The following is a 17,849-nucleotide window of genomic DNA, read 5'->3' as shown; positions in this document are numbered from 1 at the left end:
CGTTGTGGTCAATATCGATTGAATTAATTTCAAATTATAAATCCATGAAAAAAACGATTGTTCTTATCGCTAGCATTATTATTGGTTTAAGTACGGTAGCCTGTAATTCAAAAAAGAAAGAAGCCAAGACCGAGGCACAAATAGAAAAAGTGCAAAATCCAGTAGTTGCAAGAATTGCTGAATTAAAAAAAGCGGGGTATGACATCGTTGATTACCATGGTCATTTAAAAGGCGGACTCACCATGGAGGACCTTTTGAAACATTCCAAGGAAACCGGTATTGATTATGGTGTCGCCTTCAATGCAGGAGTAGGATTTCCGATTACCAATGACTCAACACTTTTGGCCAACTATGAACAATACAAGGATTACCCCGTGTATATGGCCATGCAAGCCGAAGGCAGGGAATGGGTAACGATGTTCTCCAAGGAGAACATTGCCACATTCGACTATGTTTTTACGGATGCCATGACATGGACCGATAAAAAAGGAAGAAGAATGCGTCTTTGGATCCCCGAGGAAGTTTTTGTAGACGACAAAGACGATTTTATGGATCAATTGGTCGACAAAATCGTAGGGGTCATGAAAAATGAACCCATCGACCTATATGTGAACTCAACATACCTTCCCGATATCCTTCAACCCGAATATGACGCTTTATGGACCGATGAACGCATGCAAAAGGTAATTGATGCCGCCGTAGCGAACGATATTGCCATCGAAATCAATGCACGCTACAAAATTCCGTCGGCTTCCTTCATTAAAAAAGCGAAAGCTGCAGGCGCAAAATTCAGTATGGGTACCAACAACACCGATAAAAATCTCGGCACATTGGATTATGCCATTGAAATGATCGATGTCTGTGGCCTTGAACCCAATGACTTTTTTAAACCCTCGAAAAAATAAGGACATAGGACACCTAGGGGCAACATAAAATCCAGTTGCCCCTATTTATCCAAAACACTTTGGATGTTGGGCTTAAAATAGTTTGGACCCTTTAGGACTTTTCCATCTTCCCTATATATCGGTTTTCCATCGGCACCCAACTTACTCATATTGCTTTTTTGGATTTCCTCAAAAACCTCTTCTATTTTATGTTGCATACCATGTTCCAATATGGTACCGCATAAAATATAAAGCATATCACCCAAGGCATCGGCAACCTCCACCAAGTCGTTATTGTTTGCCGCTTCCAAGTACTCCTTGTTTTCCTCATCCATTAAATTAAATCGCAAGGTATTCTTATCCTTGCCCAGATCCGCCTTCATAGTATGGGACACTCCCAAACCAAAAGAATCATGGAATAACCGTACGGCGTCTATTTTATGCTTCATATTTCTATATTTAGATTAGCTTTGCCTAAAATATAAAAGAAAGGCATCATTCTTAAATCAACTTATCCACAATTGGAAAAAAATAGTTGACCCCATAGCTCGAAAAAGAATAGACCTTACCTATTATATGATTACCATTGAATAACCATTTACCACTAATAATATGTTCAGCACAGGACAATTGATTTTTGCCATTCTCTTCTTTATCGTATTTTCCGTAATTATAGCCGGTACCTATAAAAAAGACAAAAAATTGTACGCCAAGAATTACAAAGGTGTCAAGTGGGTAGGAATAATCTTCTTAATATTTCTATTAACACTCTTCTGTATTAAGTATTTGTTGAAAAATTAATTAAAAGTTTACGTATACCACAAAAATCAATGCTTTTACAACAATTCGTGCATTTCAACACGTATATAATACCAAACAACCTAATTTTGCGTTGTTCTTATAAAGAATCCAACAAATGATGACATTTCTTACTTTGGTATTTATATTGGTTTGCATCAATGTAGCCATGATACTTACAAGTCTTTACGGAGTGAACAAGAGCAGAAGCGTATCAAAGAAAAGATTTACGGAAACGACTGTTTCGAAAATCTATCCTTTGGATTTATTTACCTCAGACTACAAAAAAGCAGTTTAGTTTTTTACCTTTATTGAAAATATCGAATCATGATATGGATCACATGTCTATAGTGTATTCCTTATTATGTCATATGGTTTTGAATGTAAGATAATAAATGAAACAATTGTTGCTTGTTTTTTTAGGTGGGGGTATCGGTAGCATGTTACGACATATTATCTCTAGAACTTTCAACGATTATTTCCAACACTTTTATCTCGGCACCTTTTTAGTGAATATTATTGGATGCCTTATTATCGGCCTGGTCCTTGGGCTCTCCTTAAAGAACAACTTCCTTACCCAGAACCAAACACTTTTATTATCCACAGGCTTTTGTGGTGGTTTTACCACGTTCTCCTCTTTCGCCTTTGAAAACCACTCGTTGATTAAAGCAGAGGAAATATTGCATTTCTCCTTTTATACCATTTCAAGTATTACCGTAGGCATTTTAGCAGTCTTACTAGGCTTCTGGCTATCTAAGCTTATTCACTAATTACCACTCCTTTATATTCACGATTTTATATCAAGAAGGTTTAAGCCCCTTTCTTGACACCCCCTATTTTTTTACCCCAAACCCTAAATTTCAAAATCCACATTATAAATAATTGTGTTTTTTTTAACTATACCCCTATTTTTTAGGGGTAATAATTATTATAATCACATTTATTAGCTTTATACCCCTTATTTTTTGTGGGTGTCGATTGAAATAATATACATTTGACGCCATAAACAACAAATTATGAAGCAAATCGAAGCAATTATTAGAAAATCAAAATTTGATGAAGTCAAAAATGCCTTGCATCAAATTGAGGTCAATTTTTTTAGTTACTGGGATGTAACTGGAGTTGGCAATGAAAAACAAGGACATGTGTATAGGGGTATATCCTACAGTACCAGTGATATCCAGAGAAGATATTTGTCTATCGTGGTTTCAGATGAATTTTTGGAAAAAACGGTAGCAACCATTCTTGAATCAGCCTACACCGGCAATGTCGGAGATGGTAAAATTTTCGTTTCCGAAGTTGTGGATGCATACAGAATACGCACCAAGGAAGACGGACACGCAGGAATCAACTAAATAAAGTAGGACAACTAAATAGAAAATTATGACTGAAATACAACAAGAAGCATTGAATAAAGCTGTTGAGACCATCAATGGCGACATGGCTGCATTATGGATTACCATAGCCGCCGTGCTGGTTTTCTTTATGCAAGCAGGTTTCACTTTGGTGGAAATAGGTTTTACACGAAGTAAAAACGCAGGAAACATTATTATGAAGAACATCATGGACCTTTGTATAGGTTCAATCATGTTCTGGGCAGTTGGCTATGGTATCATGTACGGAAGCGACCTTGTTATGGGTGGATTCTTCAGATCTAGTCCTGCAGATCAAGGCTACTTCTTTTTTAGCGCCTCTGATTGGTACAATCTTTTCTTTCAAACCGTATTCTGCGCTACCGCAGCAACCATTGTTTCAGGTGCTGTCGCCGGTAGAACCAAATTCTCTACCTATTTGATTTTATCCGCTGTAATAACAACATTGATCTACCCTATCTCAGGAAGTTGGTACTGGCCTTTCGATGATGATGCCTGGTTGAACACCGCTGGTTTCATCGATTTCGCAGGTTCGTCCGTAGTACATGCTGTTGGTGGTTCCGCCGCCTTGGTTGCCGCTATCATGGTAGGACCTAGAATTGGCAAATACGTTGATGGCAAAGCCATTGCGATACCTGGTCACAACATTCCGTTTGGCGCAATTGGTGTAATGATTCTATGGTTGGGATGGTTCGGTTTTAACGGTGGATCACAATTGGCTTGGGGAGGCGATGACACCATCGCTGCAGGTAGTGTTATCATCAACACCAACCTTGCTGCTGCCATTGGAGCGGTTTCCGCCTTACTTCTTACATGGTTGAAATACGGAAAACCAGATGTCTCTATGACCTTGAACGGCGCTTTGGCCGGTTTGGTAGGTATTACCGCTGGATGTGGGGCCGTAAGTGCCTGGGGTGCCTTGGCCATCGGATTGATTTGTGGGTCACTCGTCGTATTGTCTATAGAATTTATAGATAAAAAACTTCATGTCGATGATCCAGTTGGTGCAATTTCCGTACATGGTGTATGTGGTTTTGCCGGTACTGTCTTAGTAGGTCTTTTCGCCTTGGATGGTGGATTGCTTTACGGTGGTGGAGCCCACTTACTTTGGGTTCAGACCTATGGGTCATTAGCTTACATCGCATGGGCCGCATTCGGTACGTTCGTCGTATTGATCATCTTAAAGAAAACTGTAGGGTTACGAGTGTCCAAAGAAATAGAAATGGATGGCTTGGATATCCACGAACACGGATCGGAAGCTTACCCTGATTTTAGATTGAATTCTCACTAAAACATGATAACGGAGTATGTGTACGCATACTCCGTTTCATAAAATCAACAAGAATAAAATTCAACAACAACAATCCTTTGAAACAAACGAAGGACATCTAAAACATTTAAATATGAAAACGATTACAACAACAAATTTTTTGAAAAGTCTTGCACTTCTTGCCATCCTTTTTTCGGCAACGTCAACTTTCGCCCAGGAAGAGGAAGCTGCTGCAAAAAAAGTTAGTATCAGTGGTAGCGTAGACGCATACTACCAAACCAATTTAAGTGCTTCTGACACACAGCCACAATCCTTCGGAACATCATTCGCCGATGAATTGGGATTTGCGTTGGGAATGGCCAATATTATTGCCACCTACGAAGGTGAAAAAACAGGTGCCGTTGCAGATGTGACTTTCGGACCTAGAGGGGAATCCGCCACCGGTGGTTACAATCTTAACCAATTGTATGCTTACTGGAATGTTTCTGACGCTACCACATTGACCATGGGTCGATTTAACACCTATCTTGGGTACGAGGTTATTTCCCCTGTTGGAAACTTTAACTACAGCACCTCTTATTTATTTTCAAGTGGACCTTTTTCCCATGTTGGTGTGAAAGCTGACTTTGCCTTGTCTGATGACTTTAGCTTAATGTTGGCAATCATGAACGTTACCGATACCAACAACAACCTTACTGGCGCATATTCTGCCGGTGCACAATTGGGCTATGCTGGGCAGTTCTTGAATTTCTATTATGATGGTGGTGAGGTATTGGGCTTTGAAGTTGATTACACCGGTGGATTTGATCTTTCCGATGATTTTTACTTAGGCATCAACGCCGCTTACGCCGATAATGAAGGTGAAGGATTTTCCGGTGTGGCACTATACCCACAATTGGCGACTTCCGATGATTTCACCATAGGTCTAAGAGGGGAATATTTCTCAACCCGTTCCGATTTTATCGATGATGACCCTAGTGTTTTCGCCGCTACCATTACTGGCAGCTACACTATTGAAAACCTAATCATCAAGCCAGAAATCAGATTGGATTCATGGGGTAACGATGTTGAACCTTATTTTGATGCCGATGGAGCGGCTTCCAAAAGTCTGTCATCATTCTTGATCGCAGCGATATACTCCTTCTAAATATGAGTTGATTGATTTTATTATAGTTTAAGTTGAGACTAAACCCTAGCAGAAATGCTAGGGTTTGTGTGTATCTAACAATGAACGCAGTATATTTATAAGGTATTACCTAAAATAAAACAATTATGAAAAAAATCGAAGCCATTATTCGGAAATCAAGATTTGACGATGTCAAAAAGGCGTTACACAATGTTGAAGTCAACTTCTTCAGTTACTGGGATGTAACGGGACTGGGTAATGAAAAACAAGGTCATGTATATCGGGGAATCTCCTACAGCACGGCTGATATCCAGCGAAGATACCTGTCTATTGTAATTTCGGATGAATTCCTCGAAAGAACGGTAAAAGCCATTCTTGAATCTGCCTATACAGGCCACGTCGGTGATGGTAAAATATTCGTTTCGGAAATTACCGACGCATACAGAATCCGAACGAAGGAAAACGGCAATGCCGGAATCAACTAAACACTAAAACAACTAAATTACAGTAGAAATGGATGCAGGATTATTTACCGCAAACAATGTATGGATGATGGTTTGTACGGCCCTTGTCTTTTTTATGCACACAGGATTTGCATTTTTAGAGATTGGCCTTACCCGGGAAAAGAATACCATAAACATACTTTTCAAAAATGTCTTCATTATTTGCGTTGGCCTTTTGTTATATTTTACAGGAGGATTTAATCTAATGTATCCTGGAGATTTCAACGGATTTCTTGGATTTGGGGGCTTTGGTTTACATATAGGGGCCGATGGCCTTACTCCTGAATATGCCAAAGGAGGCTATACGTATTGGACGGACTTCCTTTTTCAAGGCATGTTCGCCGCTACCGCAGCTACCATCGTTTCCGGGGCTGTTGCCGAGCGCATAAAATTAAGTGCTTTTATGATATTTGTGGTCTTTTACGTAGGCTTGGTCTACCCTATCGCCGGATCTTGGCAATGGGGCGGTGGCTTCCTTTCGACATTGGGAGGTGACGATGCAGGGTTTTATGACTTTGCCGGTTCAACCCTGGTACATTCCGTAGGAGGTTGGGCCGCCCTGATTGCGGTAATTCTACTGGGCCCAAGAATCGGAAAATTGGATGAAAATGGGAAGGCACAAGCCATTCCCGGCCATAATATCCCCATGGCCGCCGCCGGTGTTCTGATCCTATGGTTGGGTTGGTTCGGTTTTAACGGGGGATCGGTACTTTCTGCAGACCCGGCAACCACATCCTTGGTTTTGGTCACCACAAGCTTAGCGGCGGCGGCCGGTGGGGTTTCCGCGTTTTTCACCTCAACCCTAATGTACAAGAACTTTGATTTGACCATGTTTCTCAATGGCATTCTAGGTGGTCTCGTAGGCATTACGGCTGGGGCCGACCTAATGACTCCATTTGAAGCCATCATCATCGGTTTGATCGCGGGTGTCATCATCGTATTGGGTATTTCCCTAATTGACCGCCTTAAACTGGATGACCCTGTAGGCGCTATAACCGTCCACCTGATCTGTGGTATCTGGGGAACGCTTGCCGTAGGGATCTTGGGCGATAAAGCAGGTATCAACCAATTCCTTTACCAACTTACAGGGGTAGCGACCGTAGGTGTTTTCTGCTGCCTTTCAGCGTTCATTATCATCTTCACCCTTAAGAAAACCATTGGCATCAGGGTTTCCAAGGAAGAGGAAATCGAAGGTCTCGATATACATGAACACGGGATGGATGCCTATCCCGATTTTAGGATGAACCAACATTAAGTTAAAACAAAAAAGGAGCGTCTTCATAATCGCTCCTTTTTTTTATAACCTATTTCTAGGGCCACACCTACCGATCGCTATCAGCCCTTACCCTTCTTAAAATCCTTGACCCCTGCCAGGACCTGGGTATCCAAAGCATTTACACTGGGCACAATAGGACAGGAATACTTTTTATTATAAGCACAATAAGGATTGTACGCTCTATTGAAATCAATGATAATCGAATCCCCATTAGGAATCGACAAATCGATATACCTTCCCCCAGCGTAAGTTTCCTTCCCATTGGTCTTATCCGTAAATGGAAGAAAAAGATAATCCTCATACCCTTCTTCCTGCATGAGTTCCTTATTGCGATACAACTCCAATTGATGTTCCGCTCCATTCAGTTCAAAATACGCGATTCCGTAAACGGTTTCCTCCGACTCCCTTTCTGTGGTAGTGGGCATTAAAAACGGCAAGGCATCCGGAGTCAAGACAAATTTTGCCCTTACCACATAATTGGTATCCGGCTCAAAAAATTCAAGACCCGTAAAATCCTTGCGATATCGATCGGGCAAGGGGGAGGTCTCTGGATTTTTGAATTCCTCATTTAAGTCGGACTGAAACGTAATTATATCCTGCAAGGTACTATCCGAAACATTTTCAATTTCAACCTTGCTTTCATCATGATACTTTTTACCTTCCTTACAACTGAAGAAAACCGATAACAATAATACCAAGAAAAGAGTATGCCTCATCGTTAAGTAATTTATCTCCAAAAATACAACATATCAAATTTTTAATTAGCTTTACTATCCAATAGAAAAAATCATGGAACAAACATCGATTTATAACTATGTGAACCTGCGTCCAAAACTATGGATTCAGTGCTGCTGTGTATAAAATCGAATAGACATTTATAACATTATAAGGCCCTGATGACATCATCAGGGCTTTTTTTATGCCAATCAACAATGAAAAAACTTTACACCCAATATATCGATTCATTCAAGGGATTGTCCAAAGAGGTATGGTGGCTAGCCTTGATTACCTTGGTCAACCGGGCGGGCACCATGGTTATTCCATTCCTATCGCTGTACCTTACCCAAAGTTTAGGGTTTAGCTTAGCCAATGTCGGTAGCATTATGACCAGCTTTGGCCTGGGCTCACTGGTAGGTACGTGGATCGGGGGTAGGTTAACCGACAAAATAGGATATTATAAGGTTATGCTCGTTAGCCTTGTGTCAACCGGTTTTTTATTTATCGGGGTACAGTTTCTCGAAGGCTTTTGGCCCCTATGTATAGGCATATTCATACTTATGGTTATAGCTGACGCCTTTAGACCCGCAGTATTCGTTGCTTTAAGTGCCTATAGCAAACCCGAAAACAGAACACGTTCGGTAACACTGATTCGTTTGGCCATCAACCTTGGATTTTCTGCCGGACCTGCACTTGGTGGTATCATCATAACCTCCTTGGGTTATGGTGGACTTTTTTGGGTCGATGGTTTTACATGTATGGTTGCAGGTGTACTTTTACTGATCGTTCTTCATCCTAGGAAATCAAAAGTATTGGACAACGTATACCACAAATCCCCTACATCGGCATATAAGGACACACCGTTTCTTTTGTTCATAGTAGCCATGGTTTTGTTTGGTTTTGCCTTTGTACAATATTTTTCGACCATGCCCGTATACTACAGCGCTATTCATTCATTAAGCGAGTTTCAGATTGGCCTGTTATTGGCGCTTAATGGTTTTTTTATCTTTGTTTTTGAAATGCCTTTGATCAAGTTCATTGAAGGTAGGTCTTGGTCTAAAATCTCGAATATTATCTTCGGACTTTGTTTGACCGCACTCAGCTTTCTAATATTGAACTTATTTTCCTGGATTGGCGTATTGGCAATCGGTATGTTACTAATGACCGTAGGCGAAATGATCGCATTTCCTTTTTCAAATGCGTTTGCCATGGATCGTGCGAGAAGGGGAAACCAGGGTGAATATATGGCACTTTACAGTATGTCTTTTTCCATTGCCCATATTTTCGGTCATAATTCAGGCATGCAGAGCATTGCCCATTTTGGTTACGAGTTAACATGGTACGGCATTACTGTCGTATGCTTATTGGGGATATCACTACTTTTACTACTGAGGAACACCCTAATAACACGCAAATAAATCGCAATGAGAATTCTATCTATTTTACTGGCAGTATGTCTTTCAACGACAGCATGCCAACCTAAGAAAATAAAAAAAATGCCAATTGCAAAAAGCACCAGACACCTGCCCAAATTAAACCCCGACAACCATAATGTTGCCTTTCTTATTATGAATGGAACCTACAATACGGAATTCACGGCGCCTTTTGATATTTTTCAACATACACAGTTCCGAAAGGGAATCAAAGCCATGAACACCTTTACGGTGGCAAATACCCTTGACCCCATTACCACCTTTGAAGGAATACGCATTTTACCGGACTTTGATTATACAAAGGATTCCATTCCGGATATCGATATATTGGTCATACCCAGTGCGGAACATCATTTGGATACCGATTTAAAGGATACGACAATGTTGGATTTCGTTCGAAAGATCGATAAAAATGCGCTGTTCATGACATCGCATTGTGATGGTGCCTTTGTTTTGGCCAAGTCGGGGGTGCTCGATAGTGTAACCTCGACCACCTTTCCCAGCGATATCGAATTGTACCGAAAGACCTTCCCCAATTTAAAGATCAAGGATAACGTCCTGTTCGTACATGACGGTAAATACATTACCTCTGCCGGCGGTGCCAAAAGTTTTGAAGCGGCACTCTATATATGCGAATATCTTTACGGCAAGGAAGTTGCAGCGTCAATCGCCAACGGATTGGTTATTGATTGGGACCTTACAAAGGTACCCCATCTTATTCTTCAATAATATCGTATCGAGCGCTTTTAAGATATTTATCCACCAAGGCGTTAAATTCCGGGGTAATCCTTAAAAGGGCCGTATTTTCCAACGTGTATAGTCCATCGACATCGTCATAACCCATCTTTAATAATTCCTCAAGATAAAATAGGGCCGTGCCAAAATCCTCTACCTTGGCATTCAAGGAAATCACATTTAGATAGTTCGAATATTCTTTAGGGGATATTATGGTCTTCAACATCCAAAGAAAGTTCAAGGCTTCCTCATCGATGGTAGGTTGTGTCCTTACGATATCCATATTATCCTCAACCAGCGCATTCAAATAAGCCTCCAACCTTACGCCCATTTGCTTTTCCATGATGTTTGGGCTCTTTTGAAATTTTTGAAGTTCTTCCATTTGATACTTCCACCACCCCAAATTATTATAGTTATAGGTAAGCAGATCTTCTTCCAGATAGTAGTTATAGTCACTTTTGATCAAGTCTTCCTTAAAAAAAACAGCATTCTGGCTGCGCTTTTGGTTTTTATACCTTGTATTCCTTTTTAGGGCCTTTAGACTACTCTTAAGTGAATCCACGGTAATTAGGGGTTTATACACCTCAATAACCTCCTCAAGCTTCCGATAGGCTTCCAACGGGTTGTTCTCAGATATCAATTTATTGGTATAATTCAAGCTTTTGGTATAATTATCAATAATAAAGGCCGTATCCCTGGGGGTGACTCCATTCTCCATAGCCTCCAAATCAAACAACGTCATCGCTTGGGATAACATTGCCTGTGATGGCCATTGATGCCCACCATCGAATACCAAGGTCTGGTTTTTGAATTTCAGTGAATTGAATAGATTTTTACTCCGTAACATATCGGGATAGTTAAAATCCTTTACCCCCACAATACCAATAAAATGAAAAGGATTCTTATTCGATAAAACCTCGGTATTCGCAAGACCTGCCCCGCAAGAGACCACCCCTTTAATCTGACTGAAAAATGTGGGCATTAAAGACGCCAACCTGGCCCCACCATCAAAACCAGCCGTATATACCCTATCTTTTTGAATCGTGAACGCATTAAAAACAGTTTGAAACATTCGTTTTGAAACAAGGACATTCTGACTTAAGGACAAAGTATCATGTACATTGTTCGATGCGGCCAAAACATATTGATTTTCTTCTGCTGCCATCATAAGCATTTTCAACACGCGCTCCCCCCTGCCCTGCGTATCGTACACAAAAAGAACTGGAAATGGCTTGGAGACCTCAAACTTGGTCGGCAAATACAGCGCGAAACTTTCCGGAATTGAATCATTGACAATAACGGAATCCATAACAACACCTTTTTTTAAGATCAATTGCTGGGCGGTGGTTAAAAAAGAGGAGCAGAGAACGAATAAGAAAAATATTTTTTTCATACAGAAGTTACATCAAAAATCTCGCCAAAAAAGACTTACCAAAGATAAAAATTAGCGAATACAAATTGTAATTATTTCCCTATATTTCCAATTTAGATACTATAAATCAAAAGCTTGGACAGACTCGCCGGGAATAGTTCTTCACAATAACCACAACACAATGGGGCATCATTTGACAACAGGGGCGTTCGACACAACCTCCGAAAGGATGATATGTGTTCTCGTCTCCCCGTATTGTATCAATTTATCAATAAACCGTTCCAAATGGAACTGATCTTTTAAAACGACCTCCATGACTATATTCTCATTACCCGTTACCCTATAACAATTTATAACCTCATCGTAGTTCTTCACCATCTCCAGGAAGGGCTTTAATTTCCCCATAAAGGCCCTCAAAGTGATAATTGCCTTAAGTTGATGCCCCGTTAATGTATGCGAAAGAAAGGCCTTATATCCGGTAATAACACCAAGGTCTTCTAGTTTCTTTACCCGTTCGGCAACAGCAGGTGAGGTTAACCCCACCTTTCTCCCTATACTGGCGAAGGATTCCCTTGCATTCTTCTGAAGACAACCCAATATGCTCCAATTAATGGGGTCTATAACGTTATTTAAAGATTTTACCATGATAAACTTTTGTTTACTAAGTAAATATATGGATTTGCTTTTAAATCTAAATTTGAAAATGAATAATCGAGCGTAACTTTAAAGTAATAAAATTGCTATTGTACCCATGTCAAAGAAAAAATTAGGCCATATTCCGGTGTACAGAAAAGCCCTTGAACTTTGCGAAATGAGTAGGGCCATTGCCTCCTATGTCACATTCAACAAAGATCTATTGAAGCTATACAAATCGAACAGCTTGAGGGATATTATTGCTGATGCCCTTTTGACCGATGCGATATTGATACCACAGAAAATCGCCCAAACCGAATTCTCGGCATCCAATGATGAAAAATACAGGAACATTTCATTCATCAAGATCATGATCAAGAACATTAATTCCTATTGTACCGGGTTAGAACGGGATGGCGTACCCGAAAAGGAATACCTGAATCTGTTGCGACAAGAAATAAGGAGTTTTAGGAAATCGTTCAAAAAATGGACAGGGACCTTACCCAATAACGGTAATATGCAATAACCATAGCCCCAGGAAAGTCCCTATTCTACAAAAAACCACATTTTCATACTAAATTGATGCTTTTTTAGTTCTAATTTTGGACTTTTAAAATCAGTCAGTTTGAAAACCACAATTCTTATCCATTGCCCTGATCAATCGGGGATTATAAGCGCAGTAACAGGATTTATACACGCGAAGGGGGGAAATATCATATATCTGGACCAGCATGTCGCCAAACAGGCCAATGTTTTCTTTATGCGTCTTGAAAGTGATTTTGATGATAATACCCTGAATCTAGAAGGCTTTAAGAATGAATTTACAACTTCATTGGCCACGCCGTACCAAATGCAGTGGAGCCTTCATTTGGATGATGTTTTGCCGCGAATGGCCATCTTCGTCTCTAAATACAACCATTGCCTTTACGATTTACTAAGCCGATATCATTCAGGTGAATTAAAGGCTGAAATCCCATTTATATTAAGCAATCATACTGATTTGGCATATATAGCCGAACAATTCAATATACCTTTTTATCATATACCCGTTACCAAAACATCCAAAAATGAAGTTGAGGAACGCCAATTGGAACTTCTAAAGGAACACAATGTCGATTTTATGGTTTTGGCACGGTATATGCAAATTGTGGGTAGCCGTTTGATTGATGAGTACCCTAATAAGATCATTAACATACACCATTCATTCTTACCAGCATTTGCCGGGGCCAAACCTTATCATGCCGCTTTCGAAAGAGGGGTCAAGATTATTGGGGCGACAAGTCATTATGTAACAGAGGAGCTCGACGCCGGACCTATTATTGAACAAGATGTAACAGCCGTTTCCCACACCCATACCATTCAGGACTTTATTGCCAAAGGCAGGGATTTGGAAAAAATCGTACTTTCAAGGGCCGTAAAATTGCATGTGAAACGCAAAACAATGGTTTATAACAACAAGACCGTCATATTTTCCTGATATGGAAACAATTAACATATAACAACAAACAATGATGAAAAAAAATATTCTTATTCTATTCTTATCGCTTAACTTTTTGGCCTGTGGCGAACTACAACAAGTCATAGATCAATTACCACAAGGTACTTCAGGCATTGGAAATGCTGAAATCGCCCAAGGCCTTCGGGAAGCCCTTAACCTGGGTATAGAAAAACAAGTGACGAAGTTGACCAAAGCCGATGGTTTTTACAAAAATGAACTCGTAAAGATCATGCTGCCCGAGGAGCTACAAAAAGTGGATAAGACCTTACGTGATATCGGATTGGGCAATTTGGCGGATGAAGGCCTTAAGGTATTGAACAGGGCCGCTGAAGATGCCGTAAGCGAAGCCACCCCCATATTCATCGATGCTGTAAAAGGAATTACCTTCAATGATGCTAAAAATATATTAATGGGAAGTGATGATGCTGCCACCCAGTATTTGACAAACGCTACCCAGACCGCTTTATACAGTAAATTCAATCCGGTTATTAAAAATTCATTCGAAAAAGTGGGTGCCGATCAGGTCTGGAACAACCTAATCACGAAATACAATAGCATACCACTCACCAAAAAGGTAAATCCCGACCTTACCGATTACGTGACCAACGAAGCTCTAAACGGAGTTTATACCATGATTGCTGTGGAAGAAAAGGAAATTCGCACCAAGGCATCATCCCGTACCACCGATTTGTTGCGCAAAGTATTTACGCTACAAGATTAATGTTAAAATAATTACAGGTCATTTATACTAAATGGATTTAAACCACGTTGAATTATATAAGGACACTTTTAACATATTGGTAAACTTTAATTAACCAAGTTCTCTTGTTAATTAAGTTCTTTTGTACAAAATTATTTGAGTCAGTAATTTTTTGAGTTAGTTAGTCAAAAACCGGTGGGAGCACCGGTTTTTTTTATTCACCCCCAACCTTCTGGGAATAAGCTTGATCAAGAACGATTTCTAGGTATTTGGATATTTATGGATCAATCCGAAAAGTTGTGTGTAGATTAGAAAAAGAATCAATTACCCGTATCCGACAAGTATGAAATAACCAAGTGATTGAAAATCTTCGGCTGTTCTACATTGACCACATGACCACAATATTCAATGGTCAAAAGACTACAGGCTGTATGTTCCTGTACAATCTTTTTAACAGCGGGCAAAAACAGATAATCCTCACCCCCCATAACATACAAGGTGGGAATTTTAGTGTCAACCGCCCTAAAGATACGTAACAACGGATTTATTTCCGAAGTCAATCTGAACCATCGTGTAAATTCTTTCTGATATAACTTTTTTGCCTCTCGAACAAAAAGCGACCGAGACTCCTTATGGTTTTTATGGGGCATAATAATAAAGGCAAAGAACTTGTAAAGCCATAAATACGGAATAACCGATTTGAATAAAATACCCAATCGCATTAGGATCTGCGAACGTATGTCCAGTTGCATAATAGCCCCACCCATGACCATACTCACCACCCTATGGGGGTGTTTTTCGGCAAGATTCCTGATAAGGATGGTTCCCAAGGAAATTCCGATAAAATGTGATTTGGCAATTTTTAGATGATTGATCACCTCAAGGATATCGTCAGTAATCGAATCAAAGGTATATCTATCGTTGAAGGCATCCTTGATACTGGGTTTGGAATTCCCGTGCCCCCTTAGATCCAGCAACAATACATTGAAGTGCTTTTTAAATTCACGTACTTGTTTAAACCAAATGGAGGAGCTACCCCCTGCACCGTGAACAAACGTCACCCAAGTGGTTGATTCTTTATGTACATATGTGTAGTAACTTAACAATAGTGTTCTCTATACGTCCCGTTCTAAGGAATTGTGCAATGTATTAAAACTTTTAATAGGGCAATCGATTTAAGGTTTTTTTTAACAGTCCATATCTCGCTTTTTTATGAACATTATTAAGCAATTGTTAATAAATAGATAAATAATCTATATATAAGGAGCTAATCAGGCTTCACGACATCTAAAATGGCAAATCACACGTATATTTGATATAACATTTGAACACTATGGAAAATCAATATTGTAAAGTCGGATCGGTAACATCGATATCAACTGGTAGTCAAGCCATTAGCCTATTGGAATACCAATATCAATGCTTTATGGAAAGAGCCTCGAATCTCAAATACAGCAATACCAAATTGGGTGAGTTTTTTGAGCAGAAAGCCAAAAAAACCAAAAGGAGATTGGACGAACTTGTTTAGGCTTATCGGCCCAACGATTTTAATTCCTCTTGCATTTGTTGTTGTAATTCTTTTGCCTTGAGGGCCGCCATAGCTGCAAAGTCCCCGTTTTTTGATGCATAGATAATTCCTCTTGAAGAATTTATCAAGAGACCGACATGTTGGTTCATTCCGTAATGGCACACCTCTTTTAAACTTCCACCTTGTGCGCCGACACCTGGCACCAATAAAAAACTATCAGGAACAATCTTACGGATGTCCCCGAGGAAACTAGCCTTCGTCGCCCCAACTACGTACATTAGGTTATGCGCATTTTTATAGGTCTTGGAGGTTTGCAACACTTTCTCGTATAAGGCCATTCCATCCACTTTTTGCGTCTGGAAATCATAGGCACCTTCATTGGAGGTCAATGCCAGCAAAATGGTATGCTTGTTTTCAAAGGCCAAAAATGGTTCTACCGAATCCCTTCCCATATAAGGGGCAATGGTAATGGAGTCAAAACCGAATTCCTCAAAAAAGGCCTTGGCATACCGTGTTGACGTATTTCCTATATCGCCTCTTTTCGCATCCGCAATGGTAAAAACCTCCGGATAATTCGCATTCAGGTAATCTATGGTTTTCCCAAGGGCCTTCCACCCTTTGAGTCCATAAGCCTCATAAAAAGCCGTATTCGGTTTATATGCCACACACAGGTGATGGGTAGCATCGATTATCGCCTTGTTAAAGGCAAATATCGGATCTTCCTCCTGTAATAGATGTGGAGGTACTTTTTCCAAATCGGTATCCAATCCAATACAAAGAAAGGATTGTTTTACATGAATTTGCTTAATGAGTTTTTCAAGATCCATTCCACAAAATTTAAAAAATATCCGATGCCTCCTTTAGTTTCTCGGTATTTTCAACGAGACTCAATTCATTGATAATCTTTTGAATGTCCCCATCGATAATATTTTGAAGATCATACAAGGTAAGTCCAATCCTGTGGTCAGTTACCCTACCCTGAGGATAATTATAGGTTCTTATCTTCGCTGATCGGTCACCACTACTTACCTGCGAATTCCTTTTAGCGGAATCTGCTTCCTGCTTTTTGGCCAGCTCCATATCATACAATCTGGAACGAAGTACCTTGAATGCCTTTTCCTTGTTTTTATGTTGGGATTTTTGGTCTTGGCATTGCGCCACCAACCCCGTAGGAACGTGTGTAAGACGTACTGCGGAATATGTGGTGTTCACCGACTGCCCACCGGGCCCTGAAGAACAGAAAAAGTCGATCCTTACATCCTTTGGATCTATCTGCACATCAAAATCCTCAGCCTCAGGCAAGACCATTACCGTGGCCGCACTTGTATGCACCCTACCTTGGGTTTCGGTTTGGGGAACCCGTTGAACCCGGTGTACCCCAGCTTCAAATTTCAGGGTGCCATATACGTCCTCTCCATTAACCTCGAACTGTATTTCCTTATAACCACCACTAGTACCTTCACTCAGGTCGATGACATTTGTTTTCCAACCTCTATTCTCACAGTATTTTGTATACATCCTAAAAAGATCACCCGCAAAAATACTGGCTTCATCGCCTCCGGTTCCCGCCCGTATCTCAACAACAACATCCTTGGCATCCTCCGGATCCTTGGGAATCAACATAAGTTTGATCTCTTCCTCCAACGCAGGCAATGCGCCTTTGGCCTCCTCCATTTGCATTTTAGCCATTTCCACCATTTCCGGATCACTACCATCCCCAATAATCTCTTCCGCTTCCGAAATATTATTGGACAACTCCAAATACTCATCGCGCTTGGCCATAAGATTCTTAAGGTCCTTGTACTCCTTTGTTAGCTGTACATACCTCTTTTGGTCCGTAATCACATCGGGTTGGATAATAAGGTCTGAAACCTCATCAAAACGCTGTTTTACGATATTTAATTTATCAATCATATACTTTCCTGTGTTCGCTGCGAATTTACGATAAATTTATACATATGTGGTATTCCCGAATTTTGCAAAACCCATTAGTTTATGAACAA

The 17,849-nt window shown here is 40.3% G+C and carries 21 protein-coding genes; 14 read left to right on the top strand and 7 right to left on the bottom strand.

Annotation, left to right across the window (positions count from 1 at the left end; genetic code table 11):
* The first annotated feature begins 44 nt into the window (after positions 1-44).
* Positions 45-905 carry a hypothetical protein gene (locus HPE56_RS14920; RefSeq protein WP_188244553.1) on the top strand — a complete coding sequence of 287 codons (861 nt, stop codon included), beginning with the start codon at positions 45-47 and terminating at the stop codon, positions 903-905.
* Between the two features lie 41 nt (positions 906-946).
* Here HPE56_RS14920 and HPE56_RS14915 read toward each other — a convergent pair whose 3' ends face one another.
* On the bottom strand, positions 947-1,333 hold the full coding sequence (locus HPE56_RS14915) for a pyrophosphohydrolase domain-containing protein (RefSeq protein WP_109649331.1): 387 nt from the start codon (positions 1,331-1,333) through the stop codon (positions 947-949).
* 467 nt (positions 1,334-1,800) lie between these two features.
* Here HPE56_RS14915 and HPE56_RS20325 point away from each other — a divergent pair, with 467 nt between their 5' ends.
* The 7 genes from HPE56_RS20325 (at position 1,801) to HPE56_RS14885 (ending at position 7,209) form a co-directional block, all read left to right on the top strand.
* Positions 1,801-1,980, top strand: a complete 180-nt coding sequence (locus HPE56_RS20325) for a hypothetical protein (protein ID WP_223170331.1) — start codon at positions 1,801-1,803, stop codon at positions 1,978-1,980.
* A gap of 97 nt (positions 1,981-2,077) precedes the next feature.
* Positions 2,078-2,452: a fluoride efflux transporter CrcB gene (crcB, locus tag HPE56_RS14910; RefSeq protein WP_109649333.1), complete on the top strand. Its 375-nt coding sequence runs from the start codon at positions 2,078-2,080 to the stop codon at positions 2,450-2,452.
* A gap of 246 nt (positions 2,453-2,698) precedes the next feature.
* Complete coding sequence (locus tag HPE56_RS14905; RefSeq protein ID WP_188244552.1) at positions 2,699-3,037, top strand: P-II family nitrogen regulator; 339 nt, start codon at positions 2,699-2,701, stop codon at positions 3,035-3,037.
* Between the two features lie 28 nt (positions 3,038-3,065).
* Positions 3,066-4,346, top strand: coding sequence for an ammonium transporter (locus HPE56_RS14900; RefSeq protein ID WP_188244551.1), 1,281 nt, complete (start codon positions 3,066-3,068; stop codon positions 4,344-4,346).
* A gap of 112 nt (positions 4,347-4,458) precedes the next feature.
* Positions 4,459-5,472, top strand: a complete 1,014-nt coding sequence (locus HPE56_RS14895; protein ID WP_188244550.1) for an outer membrane beta-barrel protein — start codon at positions 4,459-4,461, stop codon at positions 5,470-5,472.
* A 125-nt stretch (positions 5,473-5,597) separates the two neighbouring features.
* The gene (locus HPE56_RS14890; protein WP_188244549.1) at positions 5,598-5,936 is read left to right on the top strand and encodes a P-II family nitrogen regulator; all 339 of its coding nucleotides are present in this window, start codon (positions 5,598-5,600) and stop codon (positions 5,934-5,936) included.
* 28 nt (positions 5,937-5,964) lie between these two features.
* A complete protein-coding gene (locus tag HPE56_RS14885; RefSeq protein WP_188244548.1) occupies positions 5,965-7,209 on the top strand; it encodes an ammonium transporter in 1,245 nt (414 codons plus the stop codon).
* An 80-nt stretch (positions 7,210-7,289) separates the two neighbouring features.
* On the opposite strand, the gene HPE56_RS14880 is transcribed toward HPE56_RS14885, so the two are convergent.
* Positions 7,290-7,946, bottom strand: a complete 657-nt coding sequence (locus tag HPE56_RS14880) for a DUF1684 domain-containing protein (protein WP_188244547.1) — start codon at positions 7,944-7,946, stop codon at positions 7,290-7,292.
* A gap of 216 nt (positions 7,947-8,162) precedes the next feature.
* Here HPE56_RS14880 and HPE56_RS14875 point away from each other — a divergent pair, with 216 nt between their 5' ends.
* Positions 8,163-9,365 (top strand): MDR family MFS transporter, encoded by a 1,203-nt coding sequence (locus tag HPE56_RS14875; RefSeq protein WP_188244546.1) that lies wholly within the window; start codon positions 8,163-8,165, stop codon positions 9,363-9,365.
* A 78-nt stretch (positions 9,366-9,443) separates the two neighbouring features.
* Entirely contained in the window at positions 9,444-10,109 is a 666-nt protein-coding gene (locus HPE56_RS14870) for a DJ-1/PfpI family protein (RefSeq protein WP_223170330.1), read from the top strand.
* On the opposite strand, the gene HPE56_RS14865 is transcribed toward HPE56_RS14870, so the two are convergent.
* Together HPE56_RS14865 and HPE56_RS14860 are read right to left on the bottom strand one after the other, a co-directional pair.
* Positions 10,096-11,508, bottom strand: coding sequence for an alpha/beta hydrolase (locus HPE56_RS14865; RefSeq protein ID WP_188244544.1), 1,413 nt, complete (start codon positions 11,506-11,508; stop codon positions 10,096-10,098). The genes HPE56_RS14870 and HPE56_RS14865 overlap by 14 nt on opposite strands.
* Before the next feature lie 168 nt (positions 11,509-11,676).
* Positions 11,677-12,132 carry an Lrp/AsnC family transcriptional regulator gene (locus HPE56_RS14860; protein ID WP_188244543.1) on the bottom strand — a complete coding sequence of 152 codons (456 nt, stop codon included), beginning with the start codon at positions 12,130-12,132 and terminating at the stop codon, positions 11,677-11,679.
* 106 nt (positions 12,133-12,238) lie between these two features.
* Between HPE56_RS14860 and HPE56_RS14855 the strand changes: the two genes are divergently transcribed.
* The 3 genes from HPE56_RS14855 to HPE56_RS14845 all read left to right on the top strand — a co-directional run bounded on the left by HPE56_RS14855 (position 12,239) and on the right by HPE56_RS14845 (position 14,339).
* Entirely contained in the window at positions 12,239-12,646 is a 408-nt protein-coding gene (locus tag HPE56_RS14855) for a hypothetical protein (RefSeq protein ID WP_188244542.1), read from the top strand.
* Positions 12,647-12,745: 99 nt separating this feature from the next.
* The gene (gene purU / locus HPE56_RS14850) at positions 12,746-13,597 is read left to right on the top strand and encodes a formyltetrahydrofolate deformylase (protein WP_188244541.1); all 852 of its coding nucleotides are present in this window, start codon (positions 12,746-12,748) and stop codon (positions 13,595-13,597) included.
* 34 nt (positions 13,598-13,631) lie between these two features.
* A complete protein-coding gene (locus tag HPE56_RS14845) occupies positions 13,632-14,339 on the top strand; it encodes a DUF4197 domain-containing protein (protein ID WP_188244665.1) in 708 nt (235 codons plus the stop codon).
* A 299-nt stretch (positions 14,340-14,638) separates the two neighbouring features.
* Here the strand turns inward: HPE56_RS14845 and HPE56_RS14840 are convergent, their stop codons facing one another.
* Entirely contained in the window at positions 14,639-15,424 is a 786-nt protein-coding gene (locus HPE56_RS14840; protein WP_188244540.1) for an alpha/beta fold hydrolase, read from the bottom strand.
* Between the two features lie 227 nt (positions 15,425-15,651).
* On the opposite strand from HPE56_RS14840, the gene HPE56_RS14835 reads away from it, so the two are divergent.
* Positions 15,652-15,846 (top strand): hypothetical protein, encoded by a 195-nt coding sequence (locus tag HPE56_RS14835; RefSeq protein WP_188244539.1) that lies wholly within the window; start codon positions 15,652-15,654, stop codon positions 15,844-15,846.
* 2 nt (positions 15,847-15,848) lie between these two features.
* Here HPE56_RS14835 and pyrF read toward each other — a convergent pair whose 3' ends face one another.
* The gene (gene pyrF / locus HPE56_RS14830) at positions 15,849-16,673 is read right to left on the bottom strand and encodes an orotidine-5'-phosphate decarboxylase (protein ID WP_188244538.1); all 825 of its coding nucleotides are present in this window, start codon (positions 16,671-16,673) and stop codon (positions 15,849-15,851) included.
* Between the two features lie 10 nt (positions 16,674-16,683).
* On the bottom strand, positions 16,684-17,760 hold the full coding sequence (prfA, locus tag HPE56_RS14825; protein ID WP_188244537.1) for a peptide chain release factor 1: 1,077 nt from the start codon (positions 17,758-17,760) through the stop codon (positions 16,684-16,686).
* Positions 17,761-17,849 lie beyond the last annotated feature (89 nt).

This window comes from Maribacter aquimaris (genome assembly GCF_014596745.1).
Classification (GTDB): domain Bacteria; phylum Bacteroidota; class Bacteroidia; order Flavobacteriales; family Flavobacteriaceae; genus Maribacter_A; species Maribacter_A aquimaris.
The sequence above is the reverse complement of the archived record's forward strand: the minus strand, read 5'-3'. Positions and strand labels throughout refer to the sequence as shown.